We start from the raw sequence: 21,755 nt of genomic DNA, 5'->3' as shown, positions 1-21,755 counted from the left end.
AATGTATAGTGAATTTAACCTTAACTCGGCTGGTCGGGATTGTCCGGTGCGCGCCAGCGCTCGCGCGGGGCCGCCCCGAAAGGTGCCTGGCCCCGCGGTGCTTTGATCAGTAATGGCGCCAGTGGCGCCAGTGATGATGCGGGTGCCAGACGTAGGCCGGACCGTGCCAGTAATGGTAGCGCGGGCGCACGACGACGACGCCGTTCGGCACGCAGCGGCCCCATCTGTTAGGGTGCCAGCCGATGCCGCAGCCCCAGCGGATATGCTCGACCAGTGCCGGGGTGGCTGGCTTGGCAACGGAGACGATGGGCATTGCGCTGGACGCGGAGGCTGTCACGACAGTTCCACCGATGGCCAGGATAGCGGTTGCTGCATAGTTTTTCAGGCGACTCATAATTGGACTCCGAGTGCTTTCGATGATGAAGATGGCCGTCCCGTATGATGCACAGGGCAGGCTTGTCCCTTCTCTTCGTTAAACGGCGTCTCCGGCCTTTTCCGTCGGTCGTCATGGCGATTTTTTTGGCGCAACGGTGGCGCGGCGTTCCATATGGCGCAGCAACGCCTGTGCCAGCACGCTCCGGTTTTCGGGCGATGTGCTCGCCGCGAAGTCGACAATGGCCTGTTCGAGCCGGGTGCGCACCGTCACATCGGCATTGCGTGCCCGCTCCAGGGCGGCGGACAAGGCGGCCTTGTCCATGACAGGCTGCTGCAACAACAGGTCGGCGGCCTCCTGCCTCGCCTGCTGGCCATCGAGAATGATCTGGCGGGACTCCACGCGAACCTGGCGCAGCGCCAGGCGGAACGCCTTGCGGTCCTGGTTGGGAAGCTGTCGGCCAGCCGATTCCAGCGAGACACCCGCGCCCGCTTTGGCATTTCTCAGCCAGACCGCACTGCCAGCAAATGCGCCTGCAAGAAAGACGTTCAGCACCACGGAAGCAATGACCAGGCCACGGATCCAGCGCGGGCTCATAGGTTTTCCTCACCGTTCTCGGCATCGGGGCCGGCATCGCCAAACGCCGTCACATTGGCATCCAGCACATAGTGGTCCGGCTGGACCTCCGGCGTGACGATGGTCACCAGGGCCAGTCCTGCCACGGCGCCGGCCAGACCAATGCCGGCAAGTCCAAGTCCCAGCCACCAGAACCACTGACGCCGGCGCTGGACGAGGTGCCGGCCGGCGGCCTGCAGAATGCTGCTGTGCAGTGCCTTGTCCGGGGCGTCGACGCGGTAGCTGTCGAGCCGCGCGTCAAGTGTCCCGGCCTGCTTCAAGATGGCCTTGCCCGCGTCGCTTGCGGCAAAGACCGTGCCGGCCATTCGCTCGGCCTCGGGCCATCGCCGCAAGTCGCCGCCATAGGCCTGCGCCAAGGCGGCAAAGCGCCTGGCATCCATTGCGGGTTCGTTCCTGGACCTTTCAGCCATGTGTCGCCCCCTTGCCCGCCGGCGCCGAGCGCCAGGCGCCACCAGCAAGGCGCAATGGCCGTGCTGCGTTGGTGCTTGCCCGGTGCTTACTCATCGGCGCCATCCCCCGCCAGGATCGCCTGCAGCGACCGCCGGCCGCGCGCGAGCAGACTTTCCAGGGCATCGACGCTGACCTGCAATGTCGCTGCCGCCTCGATATTGGACATCTCCTGATAGTAGACCAGAACGATCGCTTCGCGCTGGCGCGGTGCTATGGCTTGCAGCGCCCGTTCGACCCGAAGCGCGTCCTCCTGGTGAGGGGCGTCGGGAAGTGCTGCGGGGTCGACCATTTCCGGCAGGTCGCCGGTCACCCACTCGCGTCTGCGACGCAGCCGGTCGTAGCAAAGGTTGAGCGTCACCCGGTGGATCCAGCTGTCGAAGCGCGCATTGCCGCGCCGCCAGCTCGCGGCATGGCGCCAGATCCGCACGAAGGTTTCCTGCGCGACATCCTCGGCCTCCGTCGCATCGCCGAGCATGCGCACGGCAAGCGCCAGGATACGCGGCAGCTTGCGCGCGACGAGCGTTTGCACGGCTGCCGGCTCGCCGGCGCCAACACGGCGAACCAGCTCCTCGTCCGGATCCGGAGCCATCAGTCGGCGCACTCCCGATGTTCATCGCGCGTCATTGCCTCTTGGTCATTGCTCTTGCTTGGGAGCGGTTTTGTGGCCCGGCAGTTCGTCGGCCGTCAAAATGCCGTCGGCATTCTTGTCCAGCCGGGCGAAGCGCTTGGCGAAGAATGCATTGAGTTCGGCACGATCGATGAAGCCGTCATGGTTGGAATCGATCCGCGCGAAGGATTTGGCGGCGTCGCCCTTGACGTTGCGCTTCGCCTGAAAGGCCTCCCATTCCAGCAGGCTGATCTTGCCGTCGCCATCCGTGTCGGCCGCCATGATCGCCTTTTCGCGCCGCTTCTGGAATTTGGCCAGTGTGACGTCGGACCTGGTCCCCGAGGCGCCTGGCGCGGCAAGTGGCGCGGCGGTCGGAGGTGGCGTCGTTGCCTGGGCGAGAGCCGCAACGGTCTGCAAACTCAAGGCAACGACTAATATCGAACGGCTGATCATGTTGTGCGTCTCCAGCTTGGCGCGACGCAGACGGCTTATGCCGCCATCGCGCTTCAACCGTTAAACGCCGCGACCCGGAAAATCCGTCGGTCGCACGTGCTGATCCGTTCATCCCAGGACAACAGAGGGTGCCCATCCCGACCTGATCGGGATGGAAGGAACTCTAGTCCGACTGGTCGGCCGCAATCAGTTGTTCGGGCTTGAACCCGGCATGCTGCGGGGTCCACACCTCGCCCTCGCGATTGAACCAATGGCACAGATACATGCCCGAGGCCGCGCCATCGCTGACCGTCATCCTGGGGCCTCCGGATTTCAGCTTGACGACGTCTCCGGTCTTGAAATTGTTGGGCATTTTTTGACCTCCCATGCTGAGGCCATGAGTTTCACACCAAACCGGGGTCTCGACAATGGCAGATCTGCCAAGCCGGCGCCGCAATCCTTTGCGCCAGATGCGAAGGGGTAGACGACGAAACGGAGGGGGAAATGGTGCCGCTTGCGTGACTCGAACACGCGACCCCCGCATTACGAATGCGGTGCTCTACCAACTGAGCTAAAGCGGCCCGGGAAGCCAAGGCCTCCAAGATGCGGCGGTGATAGACGCAACCGGGCGCGAATTCAAGATGCGACTTGGCAATTCCTGCGGCGTCATGGCACCCTCGAAAGCCTGCCGCCGCCTTGTCCGCCGATCAATCGCCAAGGAATGCGGCGCACGGTGCGTGCGCTCCCTGCGCGTGAAAATCGGCCAAACATGCTGATTTTGTTGCCGGAACAGCGCCGGAATGGACTTTGCACACCTCTGCGAGGCAGAATGCGCCGCTCGCCCGTTGATTGATTGGTCGCCTGCGGCTAACGATCACGGCAAGGTTGGCAAAGACAGAGGGACCCGCTTGGACGCGATCGAAAAAGCGATCCGGAACGCCTTGGAGAAAGGCAATGCCGAGGACCGCGCGTTTCGCGAGAGGGTCTATCGCTCGGCTTTTGCCGCGCTTGATCGCGCGCTCCAGGCCAATCCCGGTGTGACCGTTGAGGTCGCCATCAAGCGCCGCAAGGCAATCCAGGCGAAAATCACCGAAATCGAATCCGAGTTCCTGCCGGCGGTGCCGGATGTCGGCCCGCAGGGCGATGCACCGGCGGTCGAACTCGGAGCGGACTCGGCGCCCGCGGTCGAAACCGGCCGACAGGCATCATCCCCCGATGTCGTCGTCGACGGACCCGTGCAATCTGCTGCCGATGCACCGCGCTCGCGCGTCCTGCCGGTCGTTCCCGACATCATGCCGGACGCCACGCTTCCCGATGCTCCGGCCATCGACATGTCGGTTCCGGCCTCGGCCGGCGCGACGACGGAAGTGGCGCCCGACCGCGATGAACGGCGCATAAGGGGGCGTCGCCTGCCGCTGACCGCCATCTTCCTGACCGTGACACTGCTCGCCGCTGTCGGCATCGGCCTGTTCTTCGCCGTGCAGACCGGCGTGTTCAAGACATCCGCGCAACTCGACACCGCCCCGCCGCAGGCGCCGCCGACCGTCGAGGACGACGATTTCACACCGGCCGACGGCGGTCCGGCAAAACCCGGCGCCGCGGACCAGGCGCGCGACTGGATCAATGTGTTTTCGCCGGCCGATGCATCGCATGTCAGCGCGCCGTCGGACGCCAGGGCCGAGGTGATGAAGGACGATACCGGTTCGTTCCTGCGCATCCGTTCCGGTGCGTCCGGTTCGGCGATCAGCTTCGACGTCGGACAAGGCGTGCTGGAGAAACTGGCCGGCAAACATGCCGTGTTCGACATCATTGCCCGCTCCGAAGAAGGCAAGGAGACGCAGATTTCGGTCGACTGCAATTTCGGCGAACTCGGCGACTGCGGCCGCAAGCGCTATGCGGTCGGCCAGCAGCAGAACGAATATCTGTTCGATGTGCAGTTTCCCGACAAGCGTCCGGGCTCGGCCGGCACCATTGCCATCAATTCCGACTTCGACAAGCAGGGCAAGGCCGCGGACATCTACGAAATCCGCGTCTCGATCGAGCCGTAGCGCACCCGGCACCGCGCGAAATCAGCGATCGAGCAGCGCCTGCAGCGTTTCGATGCGGTCGGCCTCGTTGGCCGGCTTGTCCCAGCGCAGCCGCGAAATGCGGGGAAAGCGCATGGCGACGCCGGATTTGTGCCGGGTCGAGCGGTTGAGCCCTTCGAAGGCGACTTCCAGCACCAGGCCGTTGTCGCGGTCGGCCCGCACCGAGCGCACCGGCCCGAAACGCTCGATCGTGTTGTCGCGGACATATTTGTCGATCTGCTTCAACTCCTCGTCGGTGAAGCCGAAATAGGCCTTGCCGACCGGCACCAGTTCCTCCTCGCCTTCGGCACCTGTCCAGACACCGAACGTATAGTCGGAATAGAAGCTGGAGCGTTTGCCGTGGCCGCGCTGGGCATACATCAGCACCGCGTCCACCGTGTGCGGATCGCGTTTCCATTTGAACCATGGACCTTTCGGCCGGCCGGCGACATAGGCCGAGTCCCAGCGCTTCAGCATGACGCCTTCGATGATCGGATGCGGCGGCGCCCGGCGCAGCTCCTCCAGCGTTTGCCAATCCGTGAAGTCGACGAATGGCGACAGATCGAAACGGCTCGGATCGAGCGTCCCGACAAAGCTCTCCAGCCGGCCGCGCCGCTCGCGAAACGGCAGCGCGCGCAGATCCTCGCCGCCGACCTGGAGCAGATCGTAGCAGCGCATGAAGGCCGGGTATTGCTGCTGCATCTTCGGTGTCACCGTCTTGCGATTCAGCCGTTGCTGCAGATCCGAGAAGGTTCCCGTCGCCTCCCGGGGATCGCCGACAAGCAGTTCGCCGTCCAGCGTCGCGGAAAAATGCATGGCATCGGCGAGGTCCGGAAAGGCACCCGAAACGTCATCGCCGGTGCGCGAATAGAGCCGGCGGATGCCGCCCTCGGCCACCGCCTGGACACGGATGCCGTCCCATTTCCATTCGGCGGCATAATCCGCCGGATCGAGCTTTTCGAGATCGCCGTCGCCAACCGGGTTCGACAGCATCACCGGGCGAAACAATGCCAACGCCGTGTTCCTGGGTTTTTCGGCCTTGCCCTCCAGCCACGCGAACAGCGCTGTGTAAGGCGGCGTCAACCCGTGCCAGAGCTCCTCGATCTCGGCGACGTCGATCTTGCCGAAATCGGCCAGCGCCTGTTTGGCCAGCCGCGCCGATACGCCGATGCGCAGCCCGCCGGTGACCAGCTTGATGATGGCAAAGCGCGCTGAGATGCCGGCGCTGTCGAGCAGCCCTGCCAGCACCTTGGGCCCGTCGGAGCGGCTTGCCGCCTGCAGTTTGGCAACAACCTCGCCAAGCGTCGGCTCGCGGTTGGCGATTTTTCCGGGCGTTTGCGGCCAGACCAGCGACACCGTTTCGGCGAGATCGCCGACATAGTCGTAGGAATAGCCGAACAGCACCGGATCCATGCGTTCGGTGACCAGCATGCGCAGCATCGCCGGCTTGACCGCGGCGATATTGAGATCGCCGGTGATGGCAGCCAGCGCCAGCCCGCGATCGGGATCCTCCACGGCTCGGAAATAGTCGGTCAGCAAGGTCAGCTTGCCATTGCGCGACGGCGTCAGCACCAGGCGGTCGAGAAGCTCGGCGAAGCGGTTCATGGGCGTGTGGACCAGGCCAATGATGGCGGCTTGCGTTCTGTGGCGCCCCCCTCTGTTCTGCCGGACATCTCCCCCTCAAGGGGGGAGATTGGCAGCTTCGCTGACGGCTCTCCCTTTACGAGGTTGGAGATTGGCGAAAGCCGGCACGGCAGCCGATCTCCCCCCTGGAGGGGGAGATGGCCGGCAGGCCAGAGGGGGGCGCCGTAGGGCGCCAAATCGGCCAAACGTGCCATCAATCGCCCTCGTCCTCGTAGCCGACCAGATGCAGCGGCCGCGCCGCGATGCCTTCGAGCTCGCACCAGCGCACCAACGCTTCCTCGCGGCCATGCGTCACCCAGATCTCCTCGGCTCCGGTCTCCTTGATGGTGGCGGTCAGCTCATCCCAGTCGGCATGGTCCGAGATGATCAGCGGCAGTTCGACGCCGCCTTGCTTGGCGCGCTGGCGGATGCGCATCCAGCCGGAGGCAAAGCAAGAGATCGGATCGGGAAAGCGCCGCGCCCAGCGATCGGCGAAGGCCGATGGCGGGCCGACGACGATGGCGCCTGTAAAATCATCCTTGCCGCCGCTTTCGACGGTTGCCGGCTCCAGCCGCCCAAGGTCTATGCCTTGGCTCTGATAGTACTCGCTGAGCTTGGCCAGTGCGCCATGGATGTAGAGCGGCCTGTCGTAGCCGGCGTCGCGCAACAGCCGCATCACCCGTTGCGCCTTGCCCAACGCATAGGCGCCGACCAGATGCGAGCGTTCGGGAAACTGCGCCGCCGATTTCAGCAGGCGGGCGATTTCTTCTGTGTCGGGGGGATGGCGAAACACCGGCAGGCCGAAGGTCGCTTCGGTGATGAACACATCGCACCGGATCGGCTCGAATGGCGCGCAGGTCGCGTCTCTCTGCCGCTTGTAGTCACCGGACGCGACGATGCGCGTGCCCTGATGCTCGACGGATATCTGCGCCGAGCCCAGCACATGGCCGGCCGGATGGAAACTGACGCTGACACCGTTGAGGACAATCGTCTCCCCCAGCCTGGCCGCTTGCGTCGTGCCAGCGAAATCCTCGCCGTAGCGCAGGCCCATAATGTCGAGCGTCTGCCGCGTTGCCAGCACAGAGCGGTGGCCGGAACGCGCATGGTCGGAATGGCCATGCGTGATCAGTGCCCGATCGACCGGCCGCACCGGGTCGATGAAGAAATCGCCCGGCGGGCAATAGAGGCCCTCGGGCCGGGGATGAAGCAGGTCGCTGGCGCGCATGATCCTCAAGATAGGATATAATTCCGCGGCGGGAAGCCTGTTGTAAGTCACTGCTGACTCCCGCATAGAGCACCGCCGGCACGATCCTCCGGCAGGACCCATCGCCATGAAACCGCTTCAGGCCTCGTCCGGCGACTTGAACGCCGATCGTCGCGCCGACTATGCCGAGATGCTGCATGCGGACGGCGATCATGCGGCGGCGGCGGAATTGCTGCTCGGCGCGCTGGAAATGACACCGCAATGGGCGATGGGCTGGTTTCGCCTCGGCGAGATGCAGCAGGCGGCGGGCGCGGCGGATCTGGCCGCACAGGCCTGGACGATGTCGTTGCAACTCGATCCATCGGATCGTCAGGGCGCTGCGCTGAACCTGCAATTGATCGGCAAGGCGCCGGCGGTCGATGCGCTCCCCAGCGCCTTCGTCGAGACACTGTTCGACCATTATGCCGAGAGCTTCGACGAGTCCCTGGTCGGCAGGCTGGGGTACCGGCTGCCTGAGATGCTCGACCAGGCCATTCGAGCGGCAAGGCCGGGCCGCTTTGCGCTGGCGCTCGATCTCGGCTGCGGCACCGGCCTGATGGGGCAGAGGCTGCGGCCGATCGCCGACCGGCTGGAGGGGTATGACATTTCGGCCAAAATGCTGAGAAAGGCGCGGGCCAAGGGCGTCTACGATTTCCTCGATAAGGCCGATCTGCGGGATTTTCCCTATGCCGGTCCGAAAGCCGATCTGGTGACGGTGGCCGATGTTTTCATCTATGTCGGCGCGCTGGACGGCGTGGTGAAGACGATTGCCGGCTTGCTGGCCATGGATGGCCTGTTCGCGTTTTCCGTCGAGACGCTGGCCGGCGATGGCGATTTCGTGCTGCTGCCGTCGCGCCGCTATGCGCATGCGCAACGCTATGTGCGCGACGTGCTGGCCGCCAACGGGCTTTCGGTCCTGTCGCTGGAACCAACCGTGATCCGGCAGGATCGTGGGGAACACGTCAACGGGTTGGTCGTTGTGGCCAGGGCTCCGAACTCAGCTTGACAAAGACCTGGCGACAGCCGGTTTGGCGGTGTCGGCAGCTTTTTGCCGGGCAACGTGATAGGAATTTTTTCTTGACACATGACCTCAGCTATGGTACATATTTGGCTATGGTGCTGATTTGCGCCGGTGACCCGCCGCACAGGCGGTTTTTTTGTTTGACGCTCCGTCAGCCACGCGCCGGCGAAGGGTCCGTCGCCGCCCCGCAAACATTCTTGCTGTGAAAAAGTCCGATTTGCATGCGCGACTGATATTTGCGATCTGCTCGCATCAGGGCGGGATATCAGGAGGAGCATAGCCGATGCGCTGGAACATGATGATCTTGGCCTCTTGCCTGCTGACCGCCGGCTGCGTCGGCGGCACTTCGATGTCGGAACAGCAGGATGCGAACGTCCAGTCCTCGCTGCAATATGACACCGTGCCGTGCGACCAGTTGCTGGCGCAGCGCAATGGCTTGGCGCAGCAATACAACCTTGCGACGAAGGCCAAGCCGACCTTCTCCAATCCGGCGATGGGCTTCGGCCCGTTCACGCCTGACATGCGCTCCAAGGCCAAACGCGATACCGACAAGGCGAGCGGTGAGATCGATGCCATGAACCGGTCGATCGACCGACGCGACTGCGGCCAGCCGGAGAAGCAGAAGAAGATCGCTCTGCCTGGCTAGTACCCCGCCTTGCGGTCCACCAGATTGTCGAGCTTTTCGCCGCGTTCGAAGGCGTCCATCTGGCGTAGCATGATGGGCGCCAGATGCACCGGATCGGAGGTCGCCGCCGCGTGCGGCGTCACGAACACTTTTGGATGCCCCCACAGCGGACTGGTCTTCGGCAGCGGTTCGACCTCGAACACGTCGAGGCTTGCCTCCTTCAATGTGCCGTCATCCAGCGCCCGCAAAATGTCGGTATCCTTCTGCAGGCGGCCGCGCCCGGCATTGATCAGCACCGAGCCGCCGAGACCGTTGCGTTTCCGCAGCTCCTTCAGCACGCCGTAGTTGATGATGCCCTTGGTCTCAGGCGTCAGCGGCAAGAGCACCACCAGGATGTCGGTTGCCTTGAGGAAGGGGATAAGTCCGGCCTCGCCGGAATAGGTCGCGACGCCTTCCATGGCCTTGTCGCTGCGCGACCAGCCATTGACGGCAAAGCCGAGCGAGAGCAGCACCGATGCCGCGGCCCGGCCGAGGCTGCCGAGCCCCATGATGCCGACCGAAATGTCACCGGCAGGTCTCTGCTGCGGCTCGTGCCAGATCTTCTTCGGCTGCTGCGACCGGTAGAGCAGGCCCTGGCGGTGATGGTCGAGCACCCGCCAGACGACATATTCGGTCATGTACTGGGTGAGGTTGTCGGCGACGACCTTGACGATCGGCACATCGGGCAGGCCGGGATCGGCGAAGATATGGTCGACGCCGGCGCCGATCGAGAAGATGGCGCGCAGATTGGGCAGCGACGCCAGAATGTTCGGCTTCTGCTTCCACACCACGGCATAGGTGATCGAGGGATCGCTGGCGCCGTCCGGCTCCAGCACCACCTCGCGTTCGGCCGACAGCAGTTCGCGCCAGCGCTGCGGATGAAAGCCGGTGACGGCAAGCAGGATGCGGCCTTTTTCCATTGCGGTCTTTTAGTCCCTCTCCACGCAAATCACTCGCTGACGATGCCGACCGGCGCCGTCTCGATCTTGAAGGCGGCCGAGATCAGCGCCCGAGTATAGTCGGTTTGCGGATTTTCAAAAATCTGCTGGGAAGGGCCGGCTTCGACGATCCTGCCATTGCGCATGACGATGACGTCGTTGGCCAGCGCGCGGATGACTTTCAAATCATGGCTGATGAAGAGATAGGCGAGGTCGTGCTTGGCCTGCAGGCTGCGCAGGAGGTCGACGACCTGCGCCTGCACGCTCATGTCGAGCGCCGATGTCGGCTCGTCCAGCATGACGAAGCGCGGGTTGAGCACCATGGCGCGTGCGATGGCAACGCGCTGGCGCTGGCCGCCGGAAAACTCGTGCGGATAGCGGTTGCGTGTCGCCGGATCGAGCCCGACCTCCTTCAGCACGGCGGCCACCTTGTCGTCGCGCTCGTCGGGCGACAGCTTCGGCTCGTGGATCTTGAGGCCTTCCTCGATGATCTCGGCGATCGACATGCGCGGGCTGAGCGAGCCGAACGGATCCTGGAAGACGATCTGCAATTCGCGCCTGAGCGGCCGCATGGCGTTGAAGGACAGCTGGTTGATGTCGCGGCCGTTGAACTGGATCATGCCGGTCGACGAGATCATGCGCGCCAGCGCCAGGCCGAGCGTCGTCTTGCCGGAGCCGGATTCGCCGACCACGCCAAGCGTCTGGCCGGCGCGCACGGTGACATCGATGCCGTCGACCGCCTTCACATTGTCGACGGTGCGGCGGAAGAAGCCCTGCTTGATCGGGAACCAGACCTTTATGTCCTTGCCGGTCATGACAGGCTTGGCGTCGGCATTGGCGGCCGGCGGCTTGCCCTTCGGCTCGGCCGCCAGCAGATGCCGCGTATAGGCATGCTGCGGATTGGCGAAGATCTCCTTGGTCGGCCCGGTCTCGACGATCTTGCCCTTGGTCATCACGCAGACGCGGTCGGCAATCTTGCGCACGATGCCGAGATCATGGGTGATGAACAGCATCGACATGCCCTTGCGGCTCTTCAAGCCGGCCAGCAATTCGAGGATCTGCGCCTGCACGGTGACGTCGAGCGCCGTCGTCGGCTCGTCGGCGATCAGAAGTTCGGGCTCGTTGGCCAACGCCATGGCGATCATCACGCGCTGGCGCTGGCCGCCGGACAACTGGTGCGGATAGGCATCGAGGCGCTTGTGCGGATCGCGGATGCCGACCTCGTTGAGCAGGGCCAGTGTGCGTTCCTTGGCCGGGCGGTCGGCCATGCCCTGGTGCAGCTTCAGGATCTCGACGATCTGCTGCTCGATCGTGTGCAGCGGATTGAGCGAGGTCATCGGCTCCTGGAAGATCATGGTGATCTTGTTGCCGCGCACCTGCCGCAACTGCTTTTCGCTCATCGCCAGCAGGTCGGCGCCCTGGAACACGATCTTTCCCGAGGGGTGGCTGGCGCTTGGATAGGGCAGCAGCTTCAGCACCGAAAGCGCCGAGACCGATTTGCCGGAACCGGATTCGCCGACCAGCGCCACCGTCTCGCCCTTGGCGATGTCGAACGAGATGTGGTCGACAGCCGTCGACTGGCCGCCGCCCTGGCTGAAGGCGACGCTGAGGTCCTGTACGCTGAGCAAGGGGGCTTCGCTCATCTGAACGTCTTGCGCGGATCGAAGGCGTCGCGCGTCGCCTCGCCGACGAAGACCAGCAGCGACAGCATCAGCGAGATGACGACGAAGCCGGAAATGCCGAGCCACGGCGCATTGAGGTTGCGCTGTGCCTGCTTGAGCAGTTCGCCGAGCGAGGCGGAGCCGGGCGGCAGGCCGAAACCAAGGTAGTCGAGCGAGGTCAGCGTCGAGATCGAGCCCGAGAGCAGGAAGGGCATGAAGGTCAATGTCGCCACCATGGCGTTGGGCAACAGGTGCCGGAACATGATGGTGCGGTTGGGCACGCCGAGCGCGCGCGCCGCGTTGACATATTCGAAATTGCGGGCGCGCAGGAACTCGGCCCGCACCACGCCGACCAGCGCCACCCAGGAGAACAGCAGCATCAGGCCGAGCAGGATGAAGAAGCCCGGCGGCAGAATGGCGGCGACGATGAGCAGGAGATAGAGCACCGGGATGGCCGACCAGATTTCGATGAAGCGCTGGAACAAGAGATCCGTCCAGCCGCCGAAATAGCCTTGCACGGCGCCGGCCGCGACGCCGATCAATGCCGAGCCGGCGGTCAGGATCAGGCCGAACAGAACCGAAATGCGGAAGCCGTAGATGACGCGCGCCAGCACGTCGCGCGCCTGGTCGTCGGTGCCGAGCCAATTCCAGTTGCCGACCATGCAGGCGGGGTCGGCGGCACCTTGCGGATACTGGTTGCAGCGCTTCGTGGCGTCATACTGCCAGGACGGCTTGGCCGGCGCTGCTTCCGGAATGGCATTGTTGACGGTCTGATAGGAATAGCGCACCGGCGGCCAGATCATCCAGCCATTGGCGTTGATCTCGTCCTGGATGACCGGGTCGCGATAATCGGTGACGGCATAGAAACCACCGAATTTTTCCTCGGGGTAGGCGACCAGGACGGGAAACAGGATCTCGCCCTTGTAGGAAGCGATGATCGGCTTGTCGTTGGCGATGAACTCGGAAAACAGCGACAGCACGAACAGGACGAGGAATATCCACAGCGACCAGTAGCCGCGCCGGTTGGCTTTGAAATTCTGCAGGCGGCGCTTGTTGAGCGGCGACAGAAACGGCCGCTTTATCCGCGCGGGTGCCGCGTCCACGGGGACTGTAGCCTGCGACATCAGACGTCTCTCCGCTCGAAATCGATGCGCGGATCGACCCAGGTGTAGAGCAGGTCGGACAAAAGCCCGACGAACAGCCCCAGAAGCGAGAAGATGTAGAGGTTGGCGAACACCACCGGATAGTCGCGCTCGACCACCGACCGGAAACCGAGCAGGCCGAGGCCATCAAGGGAGAAGATGTTCTCGATCAGCAGCGAGCCGGTGAAGAAGGCCGAGATGAAGGCGCCCGGAAAGCCGGCGATGACGATCAGCATGGCGTTGCGGAAGACGTGGCCGTAGAGCACCTGCCGTTCCGACAGGCCCTTGGCGCGCGCCGTCACCACATATTGCTTGCGGATTTCTTCGAGGAAAGAGTTCTTGGTCAGCAGCGTCGTCGTGGCAAAGGCAGACAGCACCAACGCGGTCAGCGGCAAGGTCATATGCCAGAAATAGTCGACGATCTTGCCCCACCAGGACAATTGATCCCAATTGTCCGAGGTCAGGCCGCGCAGCGGAAACCAGTCCCAGAACGACCCGCCGGCAAACAGCACCATCAGCATGATGCCGAACAGGAAGCCCGGAATGGCATAGCCGACAATGACGACGCCGCTGGTCCAGACGTCGAACGGAGTGCCGTCCTTGACCGCCTTGCGGATGCCGAGCGGGATCGAGATCAGGTAGGACAAAAGCGTGATCCACAGCCCGATCGAGATCGACACCGGCATCTTTTCCAGGATCAGGTCGAGCACCGAAATGTCGCGGAAATAGCTGTCGCCGAAATCGAAGCGGGCATAATTCCACAGCATCATACCGAAGCGCTCGAGCGGCGGCTTGTCGAAGCCGAACTGTTTCTCCAGCTTCTTGATGAATTCCGGATCGAGCCCCTGGGCACCGCGATATTTCGAACTGACGTCACCGGCGGCATCGAAATTGCCGCCAGCACCCGCGTCGCCGCCACCACCGCCGAGGCGGTCGCTGCCGCCCTGATTGGTCAGCCGGGCGATGACCTGTTCGACCGGGCCGCCGGGGGCGAACTGGATAACGGCGAAGGATATTGCCATGATGCCGAACAGCGTCGGGATCATCAAAAGGATGCGACGCAGGATATAGGCGCCCATCAGGCCTTCTGCCCTCGTTGAGCGAACATCTCAGCCTTTGCCAATTCTTGCCGCCTTGCCCTTATCGAACCACCACAGCGTCTCGACCGGAAAGCCGAAATCGGGCTTCTGTTCGACAAAGCCGAACATGTCCCAATAGGCGACGCGGTGATTCGCCAGATAGTATGTTGGAATCCAGTCGAGGCGCGCGCGCAAGACCCGGTCGAGCGCTCTGAGCGCCGTGACGAGTTCTATACGGTCTTTCGCCTTGCCGGCTGCCGCGATCAGGGCGTCGATGGCCTTGCTTTCGGTGCCCGGATAGTTGCGTTGCCCCGGGATTTTCGCCATCCGGGAATCATAGAGCATCTGCAGGCTGTCGTCGGTCGGCGTCGCCCCGATCGACCAATGCAGCAAGGCAAGGTCGAAGTCGTAATTGCTGTGCCGCTGCTCATACTGCGCCGAATCGATTTGCCGGATCGATGCGTCGATCCCGATCGCCTTCATATTCTCGGACCACGGGGTGTAGATGCGAACGATGCCGTCGTCCTCCGCCAGCATTTCGACCCGCAGTCGCTCACCCTTGTCGTCGACGACGAAACTGCCATCGCGTTTCCAGCCGGCTTGCGCGAGCAATCTCGAAGCCTCGCCCAGCAGCTTGCGGTCATGGCCCGAACCGTCGGACAGGGGCTGTGTTACCGCTTCACCGAAAACCTCTGGCGGCAACTCGGCCCGGAACGGCTCCAGCAGGGCCAATTCCTCAGGCGAGGGCAGGCCTTCGGCCTTGTAATCCGATCGTTCGAAATTCGATTGAGAACGCTCGTAGGAGCCGTAAAACAAGGCCCGCTTCATCCATTCGAAATCGAAGCACCGGGCGATCGCCCGCCGCACCCGCTCATCGCGGAATTGCGGACGGCGCTGATTCAGCGCGACGCTCTGCATGTCCGGCGTCTTCTCACCGGGAAATTCCCGTTTGACGACCTTGCCGTCCTTTAGCGCCGGAAAGTCGTAGCCGGTCGCCCATACCCGCGAGGTGAATTCCTCGCGGAAATGCGTGTCGCCTTTCTTGAAGGCCTCGAACGCCGCCTGCCGGTCAAGATAGAAGTCGATGCGGATGCGGTCGAAATTGTAGAGGCCGCGGTTCACTGGCAGATCGCGGCCCCAATAGTCGGCCACGCGGTCATATTCGACCGTCTGTCCGGCCGCCACGCGTCCAATCTTGTAGGGACCCGAGCCAAGCGGCGGTGTCATGGTCGAAGCATCGAAATCATTGGCCGTATAAAAGGCCTTGGAGACGATCGGCATCCCCACGATCGCAAGGATGTTTTGCGCCGACTGCTTGCCGTTGAGGGTGAGATCGACGGTGGCGGGATCGACCGCAACCGCGTCGGTCATGTACCGCAACGCCTGGGAAAGGTTCGGATGGCCCTTGTCCTTAAAAAGCTTCAGCGCGAAGACAACGTCGTCCGCGGTCAGCGGCGAGCCGTCGTGGAAACGCGCTTGCGGTCGCAGCGCGAAGCGGAAACCGTTGCGGTCGGGCGACAGGGTAACGGTTTCGGCGAGCAGGCCGTAGGCCGCATCCGGCTCATCGAGCGCGCTTGTCATCAGCGAATCGAAACAGAGTTCGGTGCGCGGCGGCGCTTCCCCCTTCAGCACCAGTGAGTTCAAGGTGTTGAAGGTCAGGAAGCTCTGATTGAGGGTTGCGTTCGGCGGCGCGAAATTCATCTGGCCGCCCTTTGGGGCGTCCGGATTGACGTAGTCGAAATGCGCGAAGTCCGGCCTGTATTTGAGGTCGCCGAAGGCCGACAGGCCATGCAGCTTGGTGCCGGTCGCAGTGTCGCCGAAGGCCCGGCCTGGCAGCAGGGCGGCTGCTGCCGCGGCACTGCCCAGGGCGAGAAAGTCGCGACGGGCAAGGGCCGCCATCAATTGCCACCCTTGTATTTGGCCGCCAAGGCCTTCTCCTTGTCCGGGTCGATCCACCAGGAGTCGATGTCGGCTCCGACATAGGCAGGCTGCTTGTCGGGGAATTTGAACTTGTCCCAATAGGCCAGCCACACGGCCGACCGGTAATATTGCGGAACGACGTAGAAGTTCCACAACAGGATGCGATCGAGCGCATGGGTGGCGGCGACGAGATCGTCGCGGTCGGTGGCGAAGATGATGCGATCGACCAGCGCGTCGACGGTCGGATCCTTGATGCCCATCAGATTGCGCGAACCGGGCGAGCCGGCGGCTTTCGAGCTCCAGAAGTCGCGTTGCTCGTTGCCCGGCGATTCCGACTGCTGGAGGATGCCTGTGACGACATCGAAATCGAAATTGTTGACGCGGTTGATGTACTGCGTCTGGTCGATGATGCGCAAAGTGGCGTCGACACCGATCTTGCGCAGATTGGCGATGTAGGGGCTGGCGATCACCTGGTCGGTGTCGTTCCAGCCGAGGATTTCGAACTTGAACGGCGCGCCGGTCTTGGCATTGACCATCTTGCCGCCCTTGATCACCCAGCCCGCCTTGGCGAAGAGATCGACCGCCTGTTTCAGGTACTTCCGTTCCGCCTGCGGGGAATCATAGACCGGCAGCTTGAATTCCTGGGTGAAAAGTTCGGGCGGCAGCTTGTCGCGGTATTTTTCCAGGATCTCCAGTTCCTTGCCTTGCGGCAATCCGCTCGACGCCAGTTCGGTGCCCTGGAAATAGCTCGACGTTCGGGTGTTGAAGCCGAAGAACAGCGTGCGGTTCATGCTCTCGAAATCGAATGGGATGGTCAGCGCCTCACGCACCAGCCGGTCCTGAAACAGTGGCCTCCGCTGGTTGAGGACGAAGCCCTGCATCGCTGCCGGCGCCTTGGTCTGAAAATCCTTCTTGATGACATCGCCGGCCTGGAACGCCGGAAAATTGTAGGCCGTCGCCCATTTGCGCGAACTGTATTCGCGGTTGATGTCTTCCAGCCCGCCCTTGGTGAAGGCGAGCCAGGCAGCGTTGTCGTCGAGGATATAGGTGTAGCGTCGCGTGTCGAAGTTCTCGCGGCCGATCTTCACCGGCAGCTTGGCCGCCCAGTAGTCCGGCACACGCTGCCAAATGACCTCCGAACCCGGCTTGAAGCTGGCGATCTTGTAGGCGGCCGAACCGAGCGGGATTTCCAGGGTCGGCTTGGTCACGTCGCGTTTCTTGCCGTTGGCATCGGTGCCTTCCCACCAATGTTTCGGCAGCACGGCAAGGTCGCCGATGATCTTGGGCAGTTCGCGATTGCCCTTCTGGTTGAAATGGAACTCCACCTCGCGATCCGAAATCGCCACCGCATCGGTGACATTCTCGAAATAGCGGCTGTATTGCGGGCTGTTGGCCTTGAGTACCTGGAACGACCAGATCACGTCATCGACGGTGATCGGCTGGCCGTCATGCCATTTGGCACGCGGGTCGAGCCGGTAGGTCGCGGAGGAATAGTCATCAGGATATTTGTAGGCATCGGCGATCAGCGGATGGCTGGTGCTGCCTTCGTCGGTCGCCTGCTCCATCAGCGTGTCGTAGAGCAGGCCGCCGCCGAACCCGACCAGGCCCGCGGCCGGCGATCCCTGGACGACGTAGGGGTTGAAGCTGTCGAATGTGCCTGGCACCACCGAGTTCAGCGTGCCGCCCTTGGGCGCGTTCGGGTTGACGTAGTCGTAGTGCTGGAAATTGGCGCCGTATTTGGATTCGCCGATCAGCGATGAGGTGGTGCGCCATTCGTCGGCGCGGGCAGCCTGCAATCCCGCCGCCAGAAGGGCTGCCGCCAGCAACGAGTTGAGAAGCGTTCGGCCAACCGTCATGCACTATCCTCTTCGCAATGCCGTTCTTGGGCAATCTAGATGATTTGGCGCTCGTGAAAACCGCCATGCGCGGCTTTGTCGCCGCCTATGCGGTTTTCCCAACAAAAAAGCCGGGCTGAACCCGGCTTTTTCAAGGTCGTCGAGATGATATCGAAATTATTGGGCAGGCGCTGGGGCCGGTGCGGCCGGAGCCGGGGCGGCGGGAGCGGCCGGCGCTGCTGGCTTGGCGCCCTCAGCCGGCTTTGCCGGAGCGGCTGCATCGGCAGGCTTGGCGCCTGCATCGGCGGCAGCACCCGGTGCCGGCAGCGGCTTGGGATTGTCCGACAGCGTGCGCAGATAGGCGATGACGTTGGCGCGGTCCTCGTCCTTGGGCAGGCCGGCGAAGCCCATGGCGGTGCCCTTCACGAATTTCTTCGGCGAGGTGATGAAGTGGTTGAGATTGTCGTAGGTCCACTTCTCGGCGCCGCCCTTGGAGAATTCCTTCATGCCGGCCGAATAGGCAAAGCCTTCATGCTCGGCGACCGGGCGGTCGATGAGATCCCACAGGTCGGGGCCGACCTTGTTGGGGCCACCCTTTTCGCCGGAATGGCAGGCCTGGCACTTCTTGAAGACGGCAGCACCTTGCTCGACATTGGCGGTTGCCAGCAGATCGGCGATCGGCTTGGCCGCGGCGGCAGGCGCGGCCGGACCGCCTTCGGCGGGCTCCGCGGCCTCGATGGCGAAGCCGGGCTTTTCCGGCGCCGGCGAGGCAAACAGCGCATCGGACACCAGGCCGACCGAGAAGACGACGAAAACGGTTCCGAGCAATCCGGCGAGCAGTTTGTTGACTTCGTTGGAATCCATACGCCCCTTGCTCCCTTTTCCGGCGGACAGAACCGTCCACTCCGTCCGTCGGTATCGTGACCCGTCCTGCCAGGGCGGTCAAATCGGGCGGAAACTAGGTCTTTTGCTGCGGCGTTGCAACACCTATAAGGGCGCTTCCAGTGAGACCTTTTGCCACTTTCCCTGTCCTCTTTCGAGACGCCTTGCACCCGAAATGTCCACGCTGATCCTGATCCCGGCCCGCATGGCCTCGACCCGCCTGCCGGGCAAGCCACTGGCCGACATCGCAGGCGCCCCGATGATCGTCCATGTCGCCCGCCGCGCCGCCGAAGCCGGCCTTGGCCGGGTGGTGGTGGCGACCGATACGCAAAGCGTGGCGCAAGCGGTGCGCGCGCACGGTTTCGAGGCTGTGATGACGCGCATGGATCACGAATCCGGCTCCGACCGCATCCACGAGGCGCTGATCGCGCTCGACCCCGGGCGCAAGGTCGAAACCATCGTCAATGTGCAGGGCGACCTGCCGACGATCGATCCCCAGATCATCGCCGCGTCGCTCAGGCCTTTCGAGGACAGTGCGGTGGACATCGCCACGCTCGGCGTCGAGATCGTCCGCGACGAGGAAAAGACCAACCCCAATGTCGTCAAGATCGTCGGTTCGCCACTTTCCGGCACCAGGCTGAGGGCGCTCTATTTCACCCGTGCCACGGCGCCTTGGGGCGAGGGGCCGCTCTACCATCATGTCGGCCTCTATGCTTACCGCCGCGAAGCACTCGAGCGTTTCGTCGCGCTGAAGCCGTCGCCGCTCGAACGGCGCGAGCGGCTGGAACAGTTGCGGGCGCTGGAAGCCGGCATGCGCATCGACGCCGAGATTGTCCTGTCGCTGCCGCTCGGCGTCGACACGCCGGAAGACCTAGAACGCGCCAGACAGATCCTTTCAACCTGAGATATCGGCATGCCTGAAAAGACCAACAGAATATCCTTCCAGGGCGAGCCGGGCGCCAATTCCGACACCGCCTCGCGCAACGTCTATCCATCGATGGAGCCGTTGCCGTGTCCGACCTTCGAGGATGCGTTCAACGCGGTCGAGACCGGCAAGGCCGATCTCGCCATGATCCCGATCGAAAACACCATTGCCGGGCGCGTCGCCGATATCCATCATCTCTTGCCGGAATCGAAGCTGCACATCATCGGCGAATATTTCCTGCCGATCCATTTCCAGCTGATGGTGCTGCCGGGCGTCAAGCGCGACGAGATCAAGACGGTGCACAGCCACATCCACGCGCTTGGCCAGTGCCGCAAATACATCCGCAAGAACGGCTGGAAGGCGATCGTCGCCGGCGACACGGCTGGCGCCGCCAAGATGGTCTCCGAGGTCAAGGACCACACCATGGCGGCGCTGTCGCCCGCACTGGCAGCGACCCTCTACGGGCTCGATATCATCGAGCGAAACGTCGAGGATACCGACTCAAACGTCACCCGTTTCGTCGTCCTGACCAAGAACAAGCAGTGGGCCGAGCGCCCGTCGCCTGACGTCAAGATGATGACGACCTTCATCTTCCGCGTCCGCAACGTGCCGGCCGCGCTCTACAAGGCGATGGGCGGCTTCGCCACCAACGGCATCAACATGACCAAGCTGGAGAGCTACCAGCTGGGCGCTTTCACGGCGACGCTGTTTTACGCCGACATCGAGGGCCATCCCGACGATCCGCTGGTCAAGCTGGCGCTGGATGAGCTTCGTTTCTTCTCGCGCGAAGTGCGGATTCTGGGCGTCTATCCGGCCAGTGAGTCGCGTGAGCAGTGGAAGGTTGCGGACTAGAGCAGTTCACCGTTTCACGGAAACGGCGACCCGTTCTAACTCCTTGTTTTTACGCAATTCCGGACGGAAAACCGTTTCACACTTTTCCTGGAATTGCTCTAGATCACCGCGCCCAGCGGCACGTAGTCTATTTCCATGAACGCCTCGACCTCCGGCACCCAGCGGTCGCGCACGAAGGCGACATGGTCGGGATGGTCGTTGTACCTGGTGTAGGCGGCCTGGTCGGCGAACTCCATCGAGAAGCCGAAACGATAGTCGTTCTTGGGGCTGATCTGCCGCAATTGCTCGAAATGCGTGACGCCCCTGATCGCGGTGAGGATTTTCTTGGCGTCGACCAGGAACCGCTTTTCCTCCAGCGAATGCGGCGGATGCTTCAGCGTGAAAACGACGGTGTGACGGATCATGTCCTGCTCCTGCAATGTCTTTGAATAATCGCTGCCATCATTGTGAATCGACCCAGGCGCGGATGAGGTGATGCGCAATGGCGCCTTTCGGCGGCGTGACCAGATTGTCCTTGTGCGTCCTTTCCAGCATCAGGCGCACCTCGTCGCGAAAAAACCAGCGGCAGTCCTCAAGCTCGTTGAGGTCGGCCTGGATATCGTCATTGAGCGGCTCGCCGAAGCAGCCGATCATCAGCGAATAGGGAAACGGCCAGGGCTGGCTGGCGTGGTAGACGACGCGGCCAAGCCTGATGCCGGCCTCTTCCAGCGTCTCGCGACGCACCGCCGCCTCGATCGTCTCGCCCGGCTCGATGAAGCCGGCAAGGGCCGAATACATGCCCGGCGCGAAATGCCGGCCGCGCCCGAGCAGGCACTTCTCCCGCGTCGCCGTCAGCATGATCGCCACCGGGTCGGTGCGCGGAAAATGCTCGGTGCCGCAATTCGGGCAATGGCGCTTGTAGCCGCCGGCCCGCATCTGCGATTCCGTACCGCATTTGCTGCAGAAGCGATGGCTGGCATGCCAGGCAAGCAGGGCCGCCCCTTGCGCCATCGCGCCAGCCGCCGCCTCGTCGATCAGCCCTTGCATATAGACCGAGCGATAGTCGATGGCCTTGACTGTTTCCGGAAGCTGTTCGGGTTCGACGCCGGCGGGCACGGCCAGCACCGGTCCTCGTTCGGAAAAGCCGAGCAGGATGCCTTGCGCCAGGGAAACCTTGAAGGGCTCGCTCTCGGTGGCGCCGAACCAGGGATCGAGAGCGCCGCCATCGCCGAGCTTCAAATAGAGCCGGCCGCCATGCATCAGAAGCAGCCGCGTCGCCGGATCGGCCAGCGCCTTGTCGACCGAATCGTCGGCGCGGTTCTCGGACTGGCGGTCGATCGTGTTGCCGGCGAAGCCGACGAACTGGCTCGGCTCGCGCAAAGGCGCGTCAAACAGGCGGAAGCTCATGGGGACTCTGGAATATGTTG

Annotated in this window: 22 protein-coding genes and 1 tRNA gene; 5 read left to right on the top strand and 18 right to left on the bottom strand. The window is 63.3% G+C overall.

What is annotated here, in order from left to right; genetic code table 11:
- Positions 1-106: 106 nt before the first annotated feature.
- From MESCI2_RS0129650 to MESCI2_RS0129620, 7 genes are all read right to left on the bottom strand, one after another.
- Positions 107-394 (bottom strand): GCG_CRPN prefix-to-repeats domain-containing protein, encoded by a 288-nt coding sequence (locus MESCI2_RS0129650; RefSeq protein ID WP_027039628.1) that lies wholly within the window; start codon positions 392-394, stop codon positions 107-109.
- Positions 395-505: 111 nt separating this feature from the next.
- Positions 506-931, bottom strand: a complete 426-nt coding sequence (locus MESCI2_RS0129645) for a periplasmic heavy metal sensor (RefSeq protein WP_245270493.1) — start codon at positions 929-931, stop codon at positions 506-508.
- 35 nt (positions 932-966) lie between these two features.
- Positions 967-1,419, bottom strand: a complete 453-nt coding sequence (locus MESCI2_RS0129640; protein WP_027039626.1) for a hypothetical protein — start codon at positions 1,417-1,419, stop codon at positions 967-969.
- A gap of 86 nt (positions 1,420-1,505) precedes the next feature.
- Positions 1,506-2,048 carry an RNA polymerase sigma factor gene (locus MESCI2_RS0129635; protein WP_027039625.1) on the bottom strand — a complete coding sequence of 181 codons (543 nt, stop codon included), beginning with the start codon at positions 2,046-2,048 and terminating at the stop codon, positions 1,506-1,508.
- A gap of 45 nt (positions 2,049-2,093) precedes the next feature.
- Positions 2,094-2,519, bottom strand: a complete 426-nt coding sequence (locus MESCI2_RS0129630; RefSeq protein WP_032901493.1) for an EF-hand domain-containing protein — start codon at positions 2,517-2,519, stop codon at positions 2,094-2,096.
- Between the two features lie 163 nt (positions 2,520-2,682).
- Positions 2,683-2,871, bottom strand: a complete 189-nt coding sequence (locus tag MESCI2_RS0129625) for a YodC family protein (protein WP_013527958.1) — start codon at positions 2,869-2,871, stop codon at positions 2,683-2,685.
- Between the two features lie 132 nt (positions 2,872-3,003).
- Positions 3,004-3,079, bottom strand: a tRNA-Thr gene (locus tag MESCI2_RS0129620).
- A 327-nt stretch (positions 3,080-3,406) separates the two neighbouring features.
- Between MESCI2_RS0129620 and MESCI2_RS0129615 the strand changes: the two genes are divergently transcribed.
- Positions 3,407-4,546: a hypothetical protein gene (locus MESCI2_RS0129615; protein ID WP_027039623.1), complete on the top strand. Its 1,140-nt coding sequence runs from the start codon at positions 3,407-3,409 to the stop codon at positions 4,544-4,546.
- 21 nt (positions 4,547-4,567) lie between these two features.
- Here the strand turns inward: MESCI2_RS0129615 and MESCI2_RS0129610 are convergent, their stop codons facing one another.
- Positions 4,568-6,169, bottom strand: coding sequence for a cisplatin damage response ATP-dependent DNA ligase (locus MESCI2_RS0129610; protein ID WP_027039622.1), 1,602 nt, complete (start codon positions 6,167-6,169; stop codon positions 4,568-4,570).
- Positions 6,170-6,401: 232 nt separating this feature from the next.
- A complete protein-coding gene (locus MESCI2_RS0129605) occupies positions 6,402-7,412 on the bottom strand; it encodes a ligase-associated DNA damage response exonuclease (RefSeq protein ID WP_027039621.1) in 1,011 nt (336 codons plus the stop codon).
- Positions 7,413-7,518: 106 nt separating this feature from the next.
- On the opposite strand from MESCI2_RS0129605, the gene MESCI2_RS0129600 reads away from it, so the two are divergent.
- Together MESCI2_RS0129600 and MESCI2_RS0129595 are read left to right on the top strand one after the other, a co-directional pair.
- Positions 7,519-8,436 (top strand): class I SAM-dependent DNA methyltransferase, encoded by a 918-nt coding sequence (locus tag MESCI2_RS0129600; RefSeq protein ID WP_027039620.1) that lies wholly within the window; start codon positions 7,519-7,521, stop codon positions 8,434-8,436.
- 298 nt (positions 8,437-8,734) lie between these two features.
- A complete protein-coding gene (locus tag MESCI2_RS0129595; RefSeq protein ID WP_027039619.1) occupies positions 8,735-9,097 on the top strand; it encodes a hypothetical protein in 363 nt (120 codons plus the stop codon).
- On the opposite strand, the gene MESCI2_RS0129590 is transcribed toward MESCI2_RS0129595, so the two are convergent.
- From MESCI2_RS0129590 to MESCI2_RS0129555, 7 genes are all read right to left on the bottom strand, one after another.
- On the bottom strand, positions 9,094-10,035 hold the full coding sequence (locus MESCI2_RS0129590; RefSeq protein ID WP_027039618.1) for a 2-hydroxyacid dehydrogenase: 942 nt from the start codon (positions 10,033-10,035) through the stop codon (positions 9,094-9,096). The two genes, MESCI2_RS0129595 and MESCI2_RS0129590, sit on opposite strands and share 4 nt — an antisense overlap.
- A gap of 29 nt (positions 10,036-10,064) precedes the next feature.
- Positions 10,065-11,696 carry an ABC transporter ATP-binding protein gene (locus tag MESCI2_RS0129585; protein WP_027039617.1) on the bottom strand — a complete coding sequence of 544 codons (1,632 nt, stop codon included), beginning with the start codon at positions 11,694-11,696 and terminating at the stop codon, positions 10,065-10,067.
- Positions 11,693-12,838 carry an ABC transporter permease gene (locus MESCI2_RS0129580; RefSeq protein ID WP_027039616.1) on the bottom strand — a complete coding sequence of 382 codons (1,146 nt, stop codon included), beginning with the start codon at positions 12,836-12,838 and terminating at the stop codon, positions 11,693-11,695. Before MESCI2_RS0129580 ends, MESCI2_RS0129585 begins: the two co-directional genes overlap by 4 nt.
- Positions 12,838-13,935, bottom strand: coding sequence for a microcin C ABC transporter permease YejB (locus MESCI2_RS0129575; protein WP_013527941.1), 1,098 nt, complete (start codon positions 13,933-13,935; stop codon positions 12,838-12,840). The genes MESCI2_RS0129580 and MESCI2_RS0129575 overlap by 1 nt, the downstream gene beginning before the upstream one ends.
- 30 nt (positions 13,936-13,965) lie before the next feature.
- Positions 13,966-15,834, bottom strand: a complete 1,869-nt coding sequence (locus tag MESCI2_RS0129570) for an extracellular solute-binding protein (protein WP_027039615.1) — start codon at positions 15,832-15,834, stop codon at positions 13,966-13,968.
- Positions 15,834-17,711 carry an extracellular solute-binding protein gene (locus tag MESCI2_RS0129565; RefSeq protein ID WP_027039614.1) on the bottom strand — a complete coding sequence of 626 codons (1,878 nt, stop codon included), beginning with the start codon at positions 17,709-17,711 and terminating at the stop codon, positions 15,834-15,836. Before MESCI2_RS0129565 ends, MESCI2_RS0129570 begins: the two co-directional genes overlap by 1 nt.
- Before the next feature lie 156 nt (positions 17,712-17,867).
- Entirely contained in the window at positions 17,868-18,554 is a 687-nt protein-coding gene (locus MESCI2_RS0129555) for a c-type cytochrome (RefSeq protein WP_027039613.1), read from the bottom strand.
- A gap of 193 nt (positions 18,555-18,747) precedes the next feature.
- Here MESCI2_RS0129555 and MESCI2_RS0129550 point away from each other — a divergent pair, with 193 nt between their 5' ends.
- Positions 18,748-19,476, top strand: a complete 729-nt coding sequence (locus tag MESCI2_RS0129550) for a 3-deoxy-manno-octulosonate cytidylyltransferase (protein WP_027039612.1) — start codon at positions 18,748-18,750, stop codon at positions 19,474-19,476.
- A gap of 9 nt (positions 19,477-19,485) precedes the next feature.
- Entirely contained in the window at positions 19,486-20,349 is an 864-nt protein-coding gene (locus tag MESCI2_RS0129545; protein WP_032901421.1) for a prephenate dehydratase, read from the top strand.
- Positions 20,350-20,447: 98 nt separating this feature from the next.
- Here MESCI2_RS0129545 and MESCI2_RS0129540 read toward each other — a convergent pair whose 3' ends face one another.
- Both MESCI2_RS0129540 and nudC read right to left on the bottom strand, forming a co-directional pair.
- Positions 20,448-20,753 carry a Dabb family protein gene (locus MESCI2_RS0129540; protein WP_027039610.1) on the bottom strand — a complete coding sequence of 102 codons (306 nt, stop codon included), beginning with the start codon at positions 20,751-20,753 and terminating at the stop codon, positions 20,448-20,450.
- 37 nt (positions 20,754-20,790) lie between these two features.
- Positions 20,791-21,735, bottom strand: coding sequence for an NAD(+) diphosphatase (gene nudC / locus MESCI2_RS0129535; RefSeq protein ID WP_027039609.1), 945 nt, complete (start codon positions 21,733-21,735; stop codon positions 20,791-20,793).
- Between the last annotated feature and the right edge of the window lie 20 nt (positions 21,736-21,755).

This window comes from Mesorhizobium ciceri WSM4083 (assembly GCF_000519305.1).
GTDB lineage: Bacteria > Pseudomonadota > Alphaproteobacteria > Rhizobiales > Rhizobiaceae > Mesorhizobium > Mesorhizobium ciceri_B.
Note: the sequence above shows the minus strand (reverse complement) of the source record. Positions and strands in the feature narration are given on the sequence as shown.

Bases quoted from the DNA above. Each gene is read 5' to 3' on its own strand.
- MESCI2_RS0129590 (WP_027039618.1), bottom strand. From the start codon at position 10,035: ATGGAAAAAGGCCGCATCCTGCTTGCCGTCACCGGCTTTCATCCGCAG.
- MESCI2_RS0129600 (WP_027039620.1), top strand. From the start codon at position 7,519: ATGAAACCGCTTCAGGCCTCGTCCGGCGACTTGAACGCCGATCGTCGC.
- MESCI2_RS0129555 (WP_027039613.1), bottom strand. From the start codon at position 18,554: ATGGATTCCAACGAAGTCAACAAACTGCTCGCCGGATTGCTCGGAACC.
- MESCI2_RS0129635 (WP_027039625.1), bottom strand. From the start codon at position 2,048: ATGGCTCCGGATCCGGACGAGGAGCTGGTTCGCCGTGTTGGCGCCGGC.
- MESCI2_RS0129550 (WP_027039612.1), top strand. From the start codon at position 18,748: ATGTCCACGCTGATCCTGATCCCGGCCCGCATGGCCTCGACCCGCCTG.
- MESCI2_RS0129575 (WP_013527941.1), bottom strand. From the start codon at position 13,935: ATGGGCGCCTATATCCTGCGTCGCATCCTTTTGATGATCCCGACGCTG.
- nudC (WP_027039609.1), bottom strand. From the start codon at position 21,735: ATGAGCTTCCGCCTGTTTGACGCGCCTTTGCGCGAGCCGAGCCAGTTC.
- MESCI2_RS0129640 (WP_027039626.1), bottom strand. From the start codon at position 1,419: ATGGCTGAAAGGTCCAGGAACGAACCCGCAATGGATGCCAGGCGCTTT.
- MESCI2_RS0129540 (WP_027039610.1), bottom strand. From the start codon at position 20,753: ATGATCCGTCACACCGTCGTTTTCACGCTGAAGCATCCGCCGCATTCG.
- MESCI2_RS0129565 (WP_027039614.1), bottom strand. From the start codon at position 17,711: ATGACGGTTGGCCGAACGCTTCTCAACTCGTTGCTGGCGGCAGCCCTT.
- MESCI2_RS0129595 (WP_027039619.1), top strand. From the start codon at position 8,735: ATGCGCTGGAACATGATGATCTTGGCCTCTTGCCTGCTGACCGCCGGC.
- MESCI2_RS0129630 (WP_032901493.1), bottom strand. From the start codon at position 2,519: ATGATCAGCCGTTCGATATTAGTCGTTGCCTTGAGTTTGCAGACCGTT.
- MESCI2_RS0129570 (WP_027039615.1), bottom strand. From the start codon at position 15,834: ATGGCGGCCCTTGCCCGTCGCGACTTTCTCGCCCTGGGCAGTGCCGCG.
- MESCI2_RS0129650 (WP_027039628.1), bottom strand. From the start codon at position 394: ATGAGTCGCCTGAAAAACTATGCAGCAACCGCTATCCTGGCCATCGGT.
- MESCI2_RS0129545 (WP_032901421.1), top strand. From the start codon at position 19,486: ATGCCTGAAAAGACCAACAGAATATCCTTCCAGGGCGAGCCGGGCGCC.
- MESCI2_RS0129580 (WP_027039616.1), bottom strand. From the start codon at position 12,838: ATGTCGCAGGCTACAGTCCCCGTGGACGCGGCACCCGCGCGGATAAAG.
- MESCI2_RS0129610 (WP_027039622.1), bottom strand. From the start codon at position 6,169: ATGAACCGCTTCGCCGAGCTTCTCGACCGCCTGGTGCTGACGCCGTCG.
- MESCI2_RS0129625 (WP_013527958.1), bottom strand. From the start codon at position 2,871: ATGCCCAACAATTTCAAGACCGGAGACGTCGTCAAGCTGAAATCCGGA.
- MESCI2_RS0129605 (WP_027039621.1), bottom strand. From the start codon at position 7,412: ATGCGCGCCAGCGACCTGCTTCATCCCCGGCCCGAGGGCCTCTATTGC.
- MESCI2_RS0129585 (WP_027039617.1), bottom strand. From the start codon at position 11,696: ATGAGCGAAGCCCCCTTGCTCAGCGTACAGGACCTCAGCGTCGCCTTC.